Here is a 14,459-nt window from a genome sequence, read left to right as displayed (position 1 = left end):
CGCTGAAACGTCGCCCACGGCCCCAGGATTCCCCACGCCGTGTCGCCCGGCCCACTCACCCGCCCACCGTGACGTCGCCGAGGGTGTCCGGCGTCCCGGGCGCGCAGCCGGGGCCGACGACGAGCAGCCGGAACCGGGCGGCCACTCCGGTGGTGAGCACGTACAGCGTGCCCGGTCGCCCGTCGAGCACCACGGCCCGGCTGCCGACCGGGACGGTGCCGGCCGGCAGCCCGTGCGCGACCAGGCAGGACGCGCGCGCGGCCGGGTCGGGCGTGCCGTCCCGGCCGCCCAGGCCCGACCGGAGCGCCTGCGGCAGGTCCGCCGAGGTCAGGACGACGGGTGCACCCGGTGTGGGGGCCGCCGTCGGCGCCGGGGGCGGGACGGGACCGCCGCCGGACGGCCCGAGGACCACGACGGCCACCGCCGCGGCCGCCGCGGCGACGAGACCCACGGCCGCGGTGGCGGCCCACCGCCGACCCGGCCGGGGCACCCGTCGTCGGGCGGGCGGCCGGTCCGGGGCGTCCCGTTCGGCGGCCACGGCGGCCAGCAGGGACCCCGTGAGGCCCTCCGGGGCGACCGGGCGCGGGGCGGCGGCGAGGTCGGCGCGCGTGCGGTCGAGGGCGGCGAAGAGCTCCTCCTCGCCGGGACGGGGGCCGTCGCCCTCGCCGTGGCGCAGGGCGGCGTCGGGGACGTCCCCGGCGCGCGCGCCGGGGGCCGGGTCGGTCATCGGTCCCCTCCTGACGGGCTGCGCATCCGGCCTCCCGGGGCTCGGACGTCGCCGACCCCCGGTTCGTTCCCGACGATTCTCGCCGCCGGGCCCCGGCGCTCCTCGGGGGCGGTGTCGAACTCCGGCCGCAGGTGGCCGAGCAGGGTGGCGAGGCGGTAGCGACCCCGCGCGGCGCGACTCTTGACCGTGCCCTCCTTGATCTCGAGCACCGCGGCGGCCTCGGCCACCGTCATGCCCTCCATGTCCACCAGGACGACCGCGGCGCGCTGGGCCAGCGGCAGCCGCCCCAGGGCCTCCTCGACGGCCAGGGCACGCTCCCGGTCGAGGATCGGGTCGCGGTGCAGCGGGACGTCGACGGCGTCGGTGAGTGGCTCGGCGGGGCGGGTGCGCCGTCGGCGGAGCCGGTCGAGGCTCGCGTGGTGGACGATGCGGTGCAGCCAGGTGTTCACGGTGGCCTCGCCGCGCCACCGGGCCGCGTTGCGGTAGGCCGAGATCATGGCCTCCTGGACGACGTCGGCCGCGTCGTGCGAGTCCCGCAGGATGCGGGTCGCGAACGCCCAGAGCCGCTCGGAGTAGCGCCGGACGATCTCCTCGAACGCGGTCGGGTCCCCCGCGACGTGCGCCGCGAGCAGCGCCTCGTCGGATCGGGTGTCGGCCACGGTCGCCGACGCTAGGCGGCCCGTCCGGCGGGCAGGGGCGCTTTCGTGGAACCCGCGCGAGCGGGGACCGGCACGGGCTCAGGGCCCGCCGATCACCGTCACCTCGGAGATCTCGCTGGCGTACTGCCCGTCGGACTGCCCGAGCGCGGTGATCCACACGAGCAGGTTCGAGGTGGGTGCCCCGGCCTGCAGCGGGATCGTGGTGGTGTCCCCGGACACGGTGCCCGTGCCGAGCAGCTGCGTCTGCGCCAGCGGGAGGTTCGGCGCGGCGGCGGAGCGGACCTCGATCGTCGTGCCCGGGCTCGGGGACCGCACGATCACCTGGGTGGGCCGGCTCGGCGTCCGGAACGTCGTCATCAGCCCGATGCCCGGCTTCAGCGCGGGGAACTGCTGGCGGTAGTCCGACGTCGACCACGTCGTGGACGGGTCGTTGTCGGCGGCGCGCCCGACGCGGTCGGGGTTGTCGGGGTTCCCGGACGGGTCGTAGACGGCGATGCTCGCGAGCTGCACCGGGGCGCCGGGTGCGGCGGGCACGGCCGGGACCGCGGGCGCCGGGGCCTGGCTGGGCGCGGGTGCCGGGGCGGCGGACGTCGGGATGACGAGCGGCGGTCCCGAGGAGGGGCCGCCCCCGAGCAGCGAGACCGCCTGGAAGGCCACGAACGCGACGATCGCGAGCACCGCGACCACCAGGAGCGTGACGCCGATCCGCAGCTTGCGGCGCGTGTCGGGGTCGGGGCGGTCGCCGTCCTCGTCGTCGGGGTGCCAGACGGCCCCGTCGTCCTCGGCGAGCTGGACGCCGTCCTCGGTGAGGGGCAGGAGCACGCCGTCGTCCTCGGCGCCCTCGCGCAGCTGCCGGACGAGGCCGTGCACCGCGGCGGCCGTGCGGATCCCGCCGGAGGCGTCGATCGTGCGGTCGACGAGCGCCGCGAGCCCGACCGGCAGGGCGGGCCGCAGGTCCCGGACCGGCGCGATCCCGCCGGTGGCGGTCCGCGGGGCCGCGGTGAGCCCGGCGGGGGTGGCGCCGTCGCTGGAGGGCCAGCGGCCGGTCAGGAGCAGGTAGAGGATCGCGCCGAGGCCGCGGACGTCGTCGTCGACCTCGGCGTCGCCACGCGGCATGGGGAACGCGAGCCGGGCGTTGGCGCGGGCCGTGACCCGCACGCGCTGCGGGTGGTCCAGCCCGAGGACGAGCCCGGCGCGGTGCGCGTCCGCCACCGCCTGGGCGAGCGGCTCGACCACGCGCAGCGCCGCGCTGGGCGAGAGCGGCCCGCCGGCGACGAGCTCGGCGAGGTCACGGCCCGGGGTCCACTCGGCGACGGCGGCGCCGAGGACACCGCCGGGCAGACGGCTGGAGCCGGGCTGGATGACGTCGAGGACGCGGGCCGCGTTCCGGTGGGCGAAGTGCGCCGACCGGGTCGCGCGGGACAGCGCGGAGGAGGCGCGGGCGTCGGCCTGCCAGCCCCCGACCAGCAGCGTCATCGCGACGTCGCGCTCGAGCGTCGTGTCCCGGGCCTTCCACAAGGCGGCGTCGGCGGCCAGGTCGCGCCCGACCTCGGCCACCAGCCGGTAGCGGTCGGCGATGACCGTGCCGGGCACGAGGGCGCCGCGCGGGCCGACGGGGATGGGGCCCGACGACGGCGGGCGCGGGCCCGGGGGCGGGCTCGGGCGGCGTGAGCCGCGGGCCGGCGTCGACGACCGGTTCCCGGGACGACCGCCCGTGCCGCCGCGCCGGGCACCGTCGGGCAGGAAGGTGGTGGGGCCGTCGATGCCCGTCCCGGAGGGGGCGACCGGCGGCACCGCGGTCGTCGGGGCGTCGTCTGCGGGCGCGGGCGACGGGGTCGCGGCCGGGGTGGACGGCTCCTCGGCCGGGGTCTCCCGGCGCTCCGCGGCGGCTCCGTTCGTGGCCGAGCCGTTCGCGCCGGGGCCGTCCGCAGCAGAGCCGTTCGTCGGCGACCCGTTGGTGGGCGACCCGTTCGTCGGGGAGCCGTTCGTGGTCGGGCCGCTCGCGGCGGACCCCGTCGTGGCGGCTCCGGGCGTCTCGGCGGGGGTGGCACCCTCGGTCGGGTCGGCCACCGCGCCGGACGCCGGGCGTCCGGTGGACGGGCCCGGCACGCGCCGCGCGGTCGCCGCCTCGTCCACCCCGTCACCTCCGGGCTCGCCCCACCCGCGCCACCGCTCCCCGCGGGGAGCACGTCACCGGCGAGACTACGGGACTCGGGGCCCGTCGTCGTGGACGCGGGCCCGGGCGCGACCCCCGTCACCGGCACGCAACCCGTCCGGGCGTCGGGTCCGACCCGACCGGGGGTCAGCGGCCGACGAGGCGGCGCAGCCGCGTGACCACCGGATCCAGCTCGGGCACGCGCAGCAGGCGCATGGCGACCACCAGCACCAGCAGGGACACCACCCCGCCGACGCCCACGGTGAGCCAGGCCCGGGCCACCGTCCCGCCGCCGGGCAGCAGCCGTTCGAGCAGGGTCACGAGCAGGACCGCGACGAGGACGGACATGACGGACGCCAGGCCGGTGAGCAGCACCGTGCGCAGCACCCGGCGGGTGTCGAGCCGGCCGAGCCGCACCCGCAGCCAGACGTCGCCGACCACCAGCCCGACCACGAAGCCGAAGGCGTTGACCGCGGCGAGCCCGAGCACCACCTGGTCGGGTGGCAGCAGGACGGGGCAGAGGTAGGCCAGCGGCACCTTGACCACCGTCATCACGATCATGATCAACGTCGGCGTGCGCGCGTCCGCCATCGCGTAGAAGACGCGCAGCTGGAGCATCGTCACGGCCATGGGCAGGAGCCCGAACGCGGACGCGGACAGCGTCATGCCCAGCGTGGCGGCGGACGCCCCGCCGGAGCGGCCGAGCGAGAACATCGCGACGCCGAGCTGCGACCCGAAGACGGTGAGGATCGCGCTGACCGGCAGCAGCGTGACGGTGGACAGGCGGGAGCCGAGGGAGAGGTCGGCGACCACCTGGTCGAGCCGGCCGTTCGCCGCCGCGGCGCTCATCCGCGGCATGAGGGCGGTCAGGAGCGACACCCCGAGCACGCCGTAGGGCACCTGGATGAGCAGCCAGGCGTTCGAGTAGACCGACGGTCCGCCGGGGTCGGCGGAGAACGCCACGCGCAGGATCGCCGTGAGGCCGACCTGCGAGATGATCACGTAGCCGATCACCCACGCGGCCAGGCCGCCGAAGGCCGTGAGCCGGGGGTCCCAGCCGAAGCGCCAGCGCCAGCGGAAGCCGGTGCGCCGCATCGCGGGCAGCATCACGGCGGCCTGCAGGACGATGCCGAGCGTGCTCCCGACGCCGACGACGAGCAGCTGGGTGGTCGAGATCCCGCCGTCGGGCGGGCTCGGCAGGAACCAGTAGACGGCGAGCGCCACCAGCACGACGACGTTGTTGAGGACGGGCGCCCACGCCGCCGGTCCGAACACCGCCCGGGCGTTGAGGATCGCCCCGAACAGCGCGCCCATGCCGTAGAAGAAGATCTGCGGGAGCAGCAGGTAGGCGAAGTCGGTGGCGAGCGGGCGGTAGGCCTCGTTCTCGATGTAGGGCAGCACGAGCAGCGGCGCGGCGACCGTCGCAATCGTCGTCGCCACCAGCAGCGCCACCGCGGCGCCGGAGAGCAGCTTCTGCGCGAAGGCGTCCCCGTCGTCGCCGTCCTCCTTCGCGGCCCGCACGAGCACCGGGATGACGACGCTCGTCAGCACGCCGCCGAGCAGCAGCTCGAAGATGATGTTGGGGAGCGTGTTCGCGATCTGGAAGGCGCTGCCGACCAGCTCGAGACCGATCGTCGCGGCCAGCGCGAGCGTGCGCAGGAAGCCGGTGAGGCGGCTGACGAGGGTCGCGATCGCCATCCCGCCGGACGCCTTGACCAGCGAGGAGTCGTCGCGGTCGTCGCTCGGGGCGCGCGGGGCCGGGACCGCGGGCGCGTCCTGCTCGAGCGGTGGACGGGGCAGCAGGACGGTCTCGTCGCGGGAGTCGCCGACCGTCCATGAGGCCAGCGGGGCCGCCCGCACGGTCGCGGCGTCGACGCCGGGCAGCGCGCCCAGCCGGGTCGTCGCCTCCTCGACGCGCGCGGGCGGACGACCGGTCGTCGGGTGCTCCTCGACCGGCAGCGCGCGGGCGGGGACGGTGACCGCGTCCCGGGCGGCGAGGGGACGGGTGGCGCCCGGGTCGGGCGTGCGGGCCGGCGGCACCGGGCCCGCCGGCATCGGGCCGGGCGAGGGCGTCGGCCCCGGCATCGGCGCGGCACCGAGCGGCGGCACGGCGGCCTGCGGCGTGCCCGACGACGGGCCACCGCGCGGGCGTCCCGGGCCGTGGTCACCGAGCACCTGCAGCGGTCCGCCGGGCCGGTCGGGCGCCGAGTTTGCTCGATGATCGTGGTCGCGCTCGTGCCCGGGACGCGGCGGGGCACCGGGCGCCTGCGGAGGCGGCCCGGGATGGGCCCCGGGCGGAGGACCGGGCCGTCCGGGCGGCGGGCCGGGGGGTCCGGCCGGACCCGGGGCTCCCGGCGGGGGTCCCTGGGTCGGCCCGGCCGGTCGACCGGCGGGCGGGGGCGGGCCGGGACGGTGCGGCGGTGCGGCGTCCGGGCCGACGGGTGCGAGCGCGGACGGCGGCGGCCCCGCCTGCGGCCGGGCGGCCGTGGGGCGGGTGCGGGCCTCGGGGTCGTCACCGGGCGGACCCGGGGGCCGGCGGGCGGGCTCGTCGACCGGGGCGGGCGGGGGCGGCACCACGACGTGGCCGTCGGGGTCCTGGGCGGACGTGTCGGCGCCGGGACCCGGCCCTCCGGGGCGGGCGCTCATCGCGCCTGCAGGGTGCGGTCGTCGTCCGTCGTCCGGGAATCCCGGCCGTCCGGCGTCGTCCCCGGGCGTCGCCTGCGCCGGGATCGACGGTCGCGCCGCGCCGCGCGGACCCGCAGCGCCACCCGCAGGCTCGCCAGGATCACCAGCACGACGGCTGCGGACGCGGTCAACCACACCGTGATCGTGCCGTAGGCGGTCGATCGCAGCAGGAGACGAGCCGTGGGGCCGAGCGACTCGCCGCCGGGGGTACGCGCGGTCGCGTCGATCGTGAACTGGCCCGCGCGCTCGACGTCGAGCGCGACCTGGAACTGGTAGCTGCCGAACGCGGGCACCTGGCGCACCGTGACCGGCGAGGCGCGCACGCCCGGCGTCGGCTCGAGCGCGACGGTGACGTCCACCGCCACCGGGAGCTGGTTCTCCACGGTGAGCAGCAGCGGGGCGTCGCTGGACCCGAGCGAGTAGGTCCCGGCGGGCTGGATCACGCGCACCATGCCGCGCAGCGTGCGCATCTGGGCCGCGACGTCGTCGGCGGCCGCCCGCTGCAGCGCCGGGTCGCCGCGGCCGGCGGCCGAGAGGCTGCGCAGCAGCGCCCCGGTGAGCGGCTCGAGGTAGTCCGTCGGCGTCGGCGCGCCCGCCCGGTCCTGGCGGCTGGCCGCGAGCAGGTCGCGCTGGTCGTCGCGCACCGCCCGGATCTCGTCGAGGACCGCGGGCGACTGGTCGGACACGGCCGCCCGGTCGCCCGGCCCGAGCGCGACCGCCGGAGTGGCCGGGTTCACGGCCGCCCGGGCCACGAGGGTGCCGAGGTCGGCGGGGACGACGAGGTTCTGCCGCGCGAGGTCGTCCACGCCCGCGAGCAGCGCGGACGCCGCGGCCCCGTCGACGGCCCACTCCGCGGGCGGGGCGAGGACGACCGGGGCGGGCACGGCGAGGGGCTCGAGGGCGCGGAGGGCGACGACGGCGAGGGCGTCCTGGGTGGCGAGCGCCCCGTCGGCGACCGTCGAGCCACCGGCGGTGCCGTTCGGGTCGGCCGGGCTCTGCGCGAGCGCCCGGGCCGCCAGCGGATCGGTGGCGACGGCGAGCGGGCTGCTCCCGCCGGCCCCGCCCGCGAACCGGCCGACCCCGCCCGGCGGGACGCCGTCGGTGAGGGTGGCGCCGTCGACCACGAGCGCCCGGGCGCCGCCGACGGCCAGGTCGGCGAGGCTGCGCTCGTCGAGGAGCCCGCCGGCGGGGACGGTGGTGTCGGGCACGGGGGTGACCCCGAGCAGGGCGGCCGTGCGCTGCGCCCCGAGGGTGCGGGCGGCCGTCGTCAGGTCGCTCATGTTGCCGCGGCTGGTGGCGAGCAGGTCGGCGTCGGCGTAGGGCAGCGCGACGACGCAGCGCCCGACGGCGGCGGCGCGGACCGCGTCCAGCCACCGGCCCGCGACCGCCGCGCCGACCCCGGGACGCGGCCCGGTCGGGCTGGCGACCTGGTAGCCCGCGCTCATGTCCCGGGCGGTCTCGAGGAGGTCGGCGTCCACCGCGAGGCACGTGGCGGCCGCGGCGGGGCTGCCGAGCGGCGCGGCCCGCGGCAGGGCGTCGACGAGGCCGGAGAGGCGCCCGCCCGGGGCGAACGAGGCGGCGAGGGAGTCGTCGGCGAGCAGCGTCGGTGCCCCGGGCGGGACCGCGAGGCGCCGCGGGCGGTCGGTGAGCGGGTAGAGCAGCGAGACCGTCGTGGGGGCGGGTGCCGCGGCGGGCCGCCCGGGCAGACCGGCGACGGGGAGCAGGAACCGCTCCGCGGCGACCCGCTCGGGGGCACCGGTGCCCGGGGTGCCGTTCACCTCGACGACGACGGGGTAGACGCCGGGGCCGGGCAGCGCCAGCGCCGCCAGGGGCACGGGCAGCGTCAACGGGACCGAGTCGCCCGGGTCGAGCTGGGCCGCGACGGGGGTGAGGGGCGGGGCCACGGCCGTCGGGTCGGGCGAGATCCCGCCGGCTAGGGCGCGGTCGGCCTCGCGGTCGGCGACGACGGGAGCGCCCCGCTGCAGCCGGACGCCGAGGTCGCGCACCGGGACGGGGCCGCGGTTGGTCAGCCGGCCGGTGACGGTCAGCGCGGTCGTCCCCGGCCCGACCACCCGGGGGGTGAGGTCGAGCGCCAGCGCCACCGGTCCCGACGACGGGTCGGGTCCCTGGTCCGGGGCCGCGCGCGCGGCCGGGGCCCACCCGGCGGCGCCCAGGAGCAGGACGAGCACCGCGACCACGAGGGGCAGGAGGGTCCGGCGGGCCCCTCCTGCGATCACGCGGACTCCTCCAGGATCTCCGCCGCCAGCCGCACGAGCCGACGCTCGTCGGCGTACGCCAGGCGCGAGCCGAGCTCGGTCAGCGGCACCCAGGCCACCTCGGTCACCTCGACGTCGGCGTCCGAGAGCTCCCCGCCGCGCGCCGCGAGCAGGAAGTGCTGGACGGTCTTGTGCACGCGCCGGTCCTCGGCGACGAACCAGTAGTCGATGCTGCCGAGCGGGGCCTGCACGGCCGCGATGATCCCGGTCTCCTCCTCGACCTCGCGCACCGCCGCCTGCTCGGCGGTCTCGCCCTCCTCGATGTGGCCCTTCGGCAGCGACCACAGGAGGCGGCCGCGCCGGTCGAGCCGCCCGATGAGGGCGGCGCAGCCCCGCTCGGCGTCGACGACGAGGCCGCCCGCGGAGAACTCGTCGACCGTCCGCATCCGCCGCCGCGGACCGCGCCGACGGCGGTCGGCGGGTCGGCGTGGCGACGGGGGCATTCCGTGATGGTACGGCCTCCCGGCCCGCGGACGGGGTCGTGACGAGGCCCGGCGGGGCCCGCTCACACGGTGGTGGTGGCGGGCGTGGAGCCGACCGCGCGATAGGCTGTCCCGCCGTGCCCGCACCATCCCCGACCGCCTCCCAGGCCCCCACGTCCGTCGTCGGGAAGGCCGGAAACGAGCAGCACGAGCCCGTGGACGCCGGTCAGACTGCCGTGGTGGAGCTGTTGCGCTACTCCCCCGTCGCCGACGATCTCGGTCGTCGGTTCGCGGACGCCGGGCACCGGCTGTACCTGGTCGGCGGCAGCGTCCGCGACGCCCTGCTCGGGCGCGACTCGACGGATCTCGACTTCACCACCGACGCGCGCCCGGACCGGGTGAAGAAGATCGTCTCCGGGTGGGCCGAGGCCGTGTGGGACACCGGCATCGAGTTCGGCACGATCGGGCTGGCGCGCCACGGCGTGACCCTCGAGGTCACGACCTTCCGGGCGGACAGCTACGACGGGGTCTCCCGCAACCCGGTGGTGGCCTTCGGGGACACCGTCGAGGGCGACCTGGTGCGCCGCGACTTCACGGCGAACGCGATGGCGGTCTCGCTGCCCGACCGCACCTTCGTCGACCCCTGCGGCGGCCTCGCGGCCCTCGCCCGCGGCGTCCTCGACACGCCGATCGAGCCGGAGCGCTCCTTCGACGACGACCCGCTGCGCCTGCTGCGGGCCGCGCGGTTCGTCTCCCAGCTCGGCTTCACCGTCGCCCCGCGGGTCCGCGAGGCGATGACGGCGATGGCGCCGCAGCTCGCGCGGATCACCGCCGAGCGCGTGCAGGCCGAGCTCTCGAAGCTGCTGCTCGGCGCGCACCCGCGGGCCGGCATCGAGCTGATGGTCGACACCGGCCTCGCCGACGTCGTGCTGCCCGAGGTGCCCGCGATGCGGCTCGAGATCGACGAGCACGCCCAGCACAAGGACGTGTACGAGCACTCGCTGACCGTCATGGAGCAGGCGATCGACCGGGAGACCGACGGTCCGGACCTGACCCTGCGCCTCGCCGCGCTGCTGCACGACATCGGCAAGCCCGCCACCCGCAAGGTGGAGCCGGGCAACCGCGTCAGCTTCCACCACCACGAGGTGGTCGGCGCCAAGATGACGCGCAAGCGGCTGCGCGAGCTGCGCTACCCGAAGCAGCTGATCGACGACGTGTCGCAGCTCGTCTTCCTCCACCTGCGCTTCCACGGCTACGGCAAGGGCGAGTGGACCGACTCCGCCGTGCGGCGCTACGTCACCGACGCGGGGCCGCTCCTGGACCGCCTCCACCAGCTGGTGCGCTCGGACTCGACGACCCGCAACAAGCGGCGGGCGGCCGCGCTGCAGCGGACCTACGACGACCTCGAGGAGCGGATCGCCCGGATCGCCGCCTCCGAGGACCTCGCGCGCGTCCGCCCCGACCTGGACGGCAACGCGATCATGGAGCTCCTCGGGGTCGAGCCCGGACCCGTCGTCGGGAAGGCGTGGCGGCACCTCAAGGACGTGCGCCTCGAGCGCGGGCCGCTGGACCGGGACGAGGCCGAGGCGGAGCTGCTGGCGTGGGCCCGCGCGGAGGGGATCCTCGACTCCTGATCCCTCCCCCCGGGGTGGCAGGAAAGCGTCGTTGCTGTCGTCCAGTGGCAGGATCTCCGCATCGTCGGCCCGGCGTGGAACCGATCGGCCGCGCGCCGAGTCCGAACCCGTGTGATCACCTATCGGTTCGGCACCGGCGACGGGCCGGTCCACCGCCACCGCTCACCGGCCGACCGGGCGCTCGGCGGCGGGGCGCCGGACGCCGTCGCGCTCGACTTCGACGGTGACGGGCGGGTCGACGACGCCCTGTGGGACACCGACGGCGACGGCACGGCCGACCGCGCGGTGCTCGACCTCGACGACGACGGGCGTCCGGAGCGCGCCTACGCCGACCCCTCCGGCCGCGGGGTGTGGGACGCGCCGGCCACGGTGACCTTCACCGACCTCCGCGGACGGCGCGGCTCGACCGTCGCGGTGCTCGACACCGACGGCGACGGCGTGCCCGACGGCGGGTGGGCGCAGCTGGGCCCGACGGACCGCCGGGACGTCGTCTGCGACCTCGACGGCGACGGGCGGGCCGACCAGGTGCTGGTCGACCACGACGGCGACGGGCGCGCCGAGAGCGCCTACGCCTCGTCGGATCCGGTGGCGCCGGAGGGTCGCTGGGACGTGCTGCTCGCCGACACCGACGCCGACGGCACGGCCGACGCGGTCATCGACGAGGACACCTCGGGGTGGCTGCCGCCCTGAGCGGGCACCACGGCCCCGCCGTCCGGGCCGCGCGTGTCCCCGACCGGCACGCCCCGGCGCAGCGCGATCTCGTGGACCACCAGACCGAGCACGTACAGCCCGGCGGCGAGGAGCACCAGCGTCACCGACCGGCCGTCCGGCGGGCTGAGCAGCGCGGCGGCGGCGACGGCCGAGACGTAGGTGACGTTGAAGACCGTGTCGGAGAGCGCGAACACTCGGCCGCGGCGGGCGTCGTCGACCTCCCGCTGCACCGCGGCGTCCGCGCAGAGCTTGATGGCCTGGCCCACGAGACCGAGGACGAACGCCGCCGCGAGGATCGTCGGGAGGACCATCGGCAGCCCCAGGGTCACCAGGGCGGCGACGGCGAGGGCGAGCATCACGCGCACGGTCGCGGGGCGCCCGATGCGCGCGGTCAGCCACGGGGTGACCACCGCGGCCACCCCGAGCCCCGCCGCGGCCGCGACGACGGTCTCGCCGAGCCCGGCCACGCCGGCCTGCAGCGGCCCCCAGTCGGTGAGGCCGTTGCGCATCAGCAGGAGCATCACCAGCGTCGCGACCCCGAACGCCAGGCGGTGCGTCGCGACCGCGCAGAACGCCGCCACCACGCCCGGTGCCTCCCGGGCGGCGCGCGCGCCGTCGGCGAGCCCGAGGGCCACCGCCCGGACCGCCTGTGCGGCCTCGGAGGGGTCGTCCGGCCCGAGCGAGCCCCGCCGGATGCCGACGGCCACCACGACGATGACCACCGACCCGAGGACCGCGGCCGCCGCGGCGATCCCGGACTGCACGTTGCCCGCGCCGATGAGCCCGGTGAGCACGAACGAGCAGGCCGCGCCGAGGGCGGCGGCGATCGCGCCGCTCGTCGTCACCAGCGAGTTCGCGGCCACCAGCCGCCGGGGCACCACGACGTGCGGCAGCGCCGCCGAGAGCCCGGCCTGCACGAACCGGCTCACCCCGATCGTCGCCAGCGCGCCGAGGTAGAGGGCGGGGCCGGTGACCCCGGCCGCCACCACCGCGGCCGTCGCGAGCGTGAGGACGGCCCGCAGCGCGCCGGCGACGACGAACACCCGGCGCCGGTCCCAGCGGTCGAGCAGGGCCCCCGCGAACGGGCCGACGAGCGAGTACGGGAGCAGCACGACGGCGAGGCCGAGCGCGACGAGCACCGGGTCGGACTGACGCTCCGGGTTGAACAGCACGGCGCCGCCGAGGGCCGCCTGGAAGACGCCGTCGCCCCACTGCGCGCCGAGCCGGATGGACAGCAGCCGCAGGAATCCCGGGTGTGCGGCGAGTTCCCGACGCCGGGCGCGGCCGGGCCGCGCGGGCGGGTTCCGGTCGGTCGAAACGGGCACGACGACCCACGCTACGCGGACCTCCGCACGACCGGGAGGGTGGTGGTCGCCCGTCCGGCGGCCCCCTCCGTCCGGTCAGGTGACGCGGACCGCGTCCGCGGCCGGTCGGGCTGACCGGGGCACGGCGGTGGTGTCACGATGGGGTGGTGGCCGAGGGAACCCGCGGTGAACCCGCCGAGCGGTCGGCGTACTCGGTGGAGGCCGGCACGCTCCTGGTCGCCGCGCCCTCCCTCACCGACCCGAACTTCGCGCGCACGGTGGTGTTCGTCATCGACCACCGGCGGGAGGGCACGCTCGGCGTGATCCTCAACCGTCCCAGCGAGGTCGCCGTCTCCGACGTCCTGCCGACGTGGGGACCGCACATCAGCCGGCCGAGCGCGGTGTTCGTCGGCGGGCCGGTCGAGCAGAAGACGGCGCTGTGCCTCGCCGCGCTGCGCACCGGGGAGGACCCGGCGGGCACCCCCGGCGTCGTCGGCGTCCGCGGGCCGGTGGCGCTGGTCGACCTCGACGGCGACCCGGCCGCTCTCGCCCCGCGCGTGCGGGGCCTGCGGGTGTTCGCGGGCTACTCGGGGTGGGACCGCGGGCAGCTCGCCGGCGAGATCGGGCGCGGCGACTGGTACGTGGTGCCCGCCCTGCCCGACGACGTGCTCGCCCCGGCGCGCTACGACCTCTGGGGCGGCGTCCTGCGCCGCCAGGGCGTGCCGCTCGCGCTGCTCGCCACCCACGTGTCGGAGCCGTCGCGGAACTGAGCCCCGTCGCGGGACCGAGCCCCGTCGCTGCGTTCGTCCGCCACGGCGAGGGGCCCGCGCCCGGCGTAGCGTCGTCCGGCGTGCGGATCACGCGTGAGACCCCCGGGCCGGGGCAGGAGTCGGTGTGGGACTACCCCCGCCCGCCGCGGACCGAGCCGGACCGTCGGCGCTGCGTGATCACCCACGCCGGCACCGTCGTGGTGGACACCGACGACCTCGTCCGCGTGCTGGAGACCAGCCACCCGCCGACCTTCTACCTGCCCCGCACCGCCTTCACCGAGGGTGTGCTCCGGCCGGCGCAGCGCCGCACGGTCTGCGAGTGGAAGGGCACGGCGCGGTACGTGGACGTCGTGGTGGGCGAGCGCGGCGACGGGAGGTCCGTGCCCGGCGCGACCCTGTCCGACGTCGGGTGGTGGTACCCGGAGGGCGACGTCAGCGCGACCTACCCCGAGCTCGCCGACCGCGTCGCGCTCTACCCGGCGCCGTTCGACGAGATCACCCTCGACGGCGAGCGCGTGCAGCCCCAGCCCGGCGGCTTCTACGGCGGGTGGATCACCGCCGACGTCGTGGGCCCGTTCAAGGGCGGGCCGGGCTCCTGGGGCTGGTGAGTCGGGCCGACCCCTACGCGCCCGCGCCCTTCGGGCAGATCGCACACGACCCGGCGCAGGCCGAGCGCGTCTCCGGACCACACCCGTCGTCCGGAACGGGGACGGAACAGGGCTGCACCGGGCGGTTCTCCGCCTCGAGGGTGGCCGCCCGGTCGGCCTCCGCGTAGCGCCCGCCGAGGACGCCGCCGATCCCGAACAGCACGACGAGGCCGAGGGCCCCGACGACGAGCAGCGTCACCGCCGCGACCGTGACGGGGCTGAGCAGCGCGGTGACGCCCGCGACGAGACCCAGCACGCCCGCCCCGGTGAACGCGGGGGCGGCGACCCGGTTGGCCCGCCGGAAGGCGTCGATGCGCGCCATCGTCCAGCCCGTGCGCACACCGATCACGCGATTGCGGGGCAGCCGCTGGGTCGCGGCGAGAACTCCGACGACGGCGACGACGAGGCTCGCGAGGATGAGCACGGCGGCCAGCACGGGGACGACCATGCCTCCAGAGTAGGCTCGACG

11 protein-coding genes are annotated in these 14,459 nt (G+C 77.5%); 3 read left to right on the top strand and 8 right to left on the bottom strand.

Features of this window, described 5'->3' with window-relative positions; all coding sequences use genetic code 11:
* Positions 1 to 55: 55 nt before the first annotated feature.
* From LN037_RS04675 to LN037_RS04650, 6 genes are all read right to left on the bottom strand, one after another.
* Positions 56 to 727: an RsmA family anti-sigma factor gene (locus tag LN037_RS04675; protein WP_230750271.1), complete on the bottom strand. Its 672-nt coding sequence runs from the start codon at positions 725 to 727 to the stop codon at positions 56 to 58.
* The gene (sigM, locus tag LN037_RS04670) at positions 724 to 1,386 is read right to left on the bottom strand and encodes an RNA polymerase sigma factor SigM (RefSeq protein ID WP_230750270.1); all 663 of its coding nucleotides are present in this window, start codon (positions 1,384 to 1,386) and stop codon (positions 724 to 726) included. The genes LN037_RS04675 and sigM overlap by 4 nt, the downstream gene beginning before the upstream one ends.
* A 78-nt stretch (positions 1,387 to 1,464) precedes the next feature.
* Entirely contained in the window at positions 1,465 to 3,522 is a 2,058-nt protein-coding gene (locus LN037_RS04665; RefSeq protein ID WP_230750268.1) for a hypothetical protein, read from the bottom strand.
* A 166-nt stretch (positions 3,523 to 3,688) separates the two neighbouring features.
* On the bottom strand, positions 3,689 to 6,187 hold the full coding sequence (gene murJ, locus LN037_RS04660) for a murein biosynthesis integral membrane protein MurJ (protein ID WP_230750266.1): 2,499 nt from the start codon (positions 6,185 to 6,187) through the stop codon (positions 3,689 to 3,691).
* Complete coding sequence (locus LN037_RS04655; protein WP_230750264.1) at positions 6,184 to 8,463, bottom strand: hypothetical protein; 2,280 nt, start codon at positions 8,461 to 8,463, stop codon at positions 6,184 to 6,186. The genes murJ and LN037_RS04655 overlap by 4 nt, the downstream gene beginning before the upstream one ends.
* Complete coding sequence (locus tag LN037_RS04650; RefSeq protein ID WP_026204159.1) at positions 8,460 to 8,945, bottom strand: NUDIX hydrolase; 486 nt, start codon at positions 8,943 to 8,945, stop codon at positions 8,460 to 8,462. The genes LN037_RS04655 and LN037_RS04650 overlap by 4 nt, the downstream gene beginning before the upstream one ends.
* Positions 8,946 to 9,139: 194 nt before the next feature.
* Here LN037_RS04650 and LN037_RS04645 point away from each other — a divergent pair, with 194 nt between their 5' ends.
* The gene (locus LN037_RS04645; protein WP_230750408.1) at positions 9,140 to 10,558 is read left to right on the top strand and encodes a CCA tRNA nucleotidyltransferase; all 1,419 of its coding nucleotides are present in this window, start codon (positions 9,140 to 9,142) and stop codon (positions 10,556 to 10,558) included.
* 566 nt (positions 10,559 to 11,124) lie between these two features.
* On the opposite strand, the gene LN037_RS04640 is transcribed toward LN037_RS04645, so the two are convergent.
* Positions 11,125 to 12,594: an MFS transporter gene (locus LN037_RS04640; RefSeq protein ID WP_230750261.1), complete on the bottom strand. Its 1,470-nt coding sequence runs from the start codon at positions 12,592 to 12,594 to the stop codon at positions 11,125 to 11,127.
* A 143-nt stretch (positions 12,595 to 12,737) separates the two neighbouring features.
* Between LN037_RS04640 and LN037_RS04635 the strand changes: the two genes are divergently transcribed.
* A complete protein-coding gene (locus tag LN037_RS04635) occupies positions 12,738 to 13,343 on the top strand; it encodes a YqgE/AlgH family protein (protein WP_230750259.1) in 606 nt (201 codons plus the stop codon).
* 80 nt (positions 13,344 to 13,423) lie between these two features.
* Positions 13,424 to 13,951 carry a DUF427 domain-containing protein gene (locus tag LN037_RS04630; RefSeq protein WP_230750257.1) on the top strand — a complete coding sequence of 176 codons (528 nt, stop codon included), beginning with the start codon at positions 13,424 to 13,426 and terminating at the stop codon, positions 13,949 to 13,951.
* Between the two features lie 13 nt (positions 13,952 to 13,964).
* On the opposite strand, the gene LN037_RS04625 is transcribed toward LN037_RS04630, so the two are convergent.
* Entirely contained in the window at positions 13,965 to 14,438 is a 474-nt protein-coding gene (locus LN037_RS04625; RefSeq protein WP_230750255.1) for an SdpI family protein, read from the bottom strand.
* Between the last annotated feature and the right edge of the window lie 21 nt (positions 14,439 to 14,459).

The organism is Actinomycetospora soli, from assembly GCF_021026295.1.
In the GTDB taxonomy this organism is placed as follows: Bacteria; Actinomycetota; Actinomycetes; order Mycobacteriales; family Pseudonocardiaceae; genus Actinomycetospora; species Actinomycetospora soli.
This window is presented reverse-complemented; position numbering and strand designations above follow the sequence as displayed.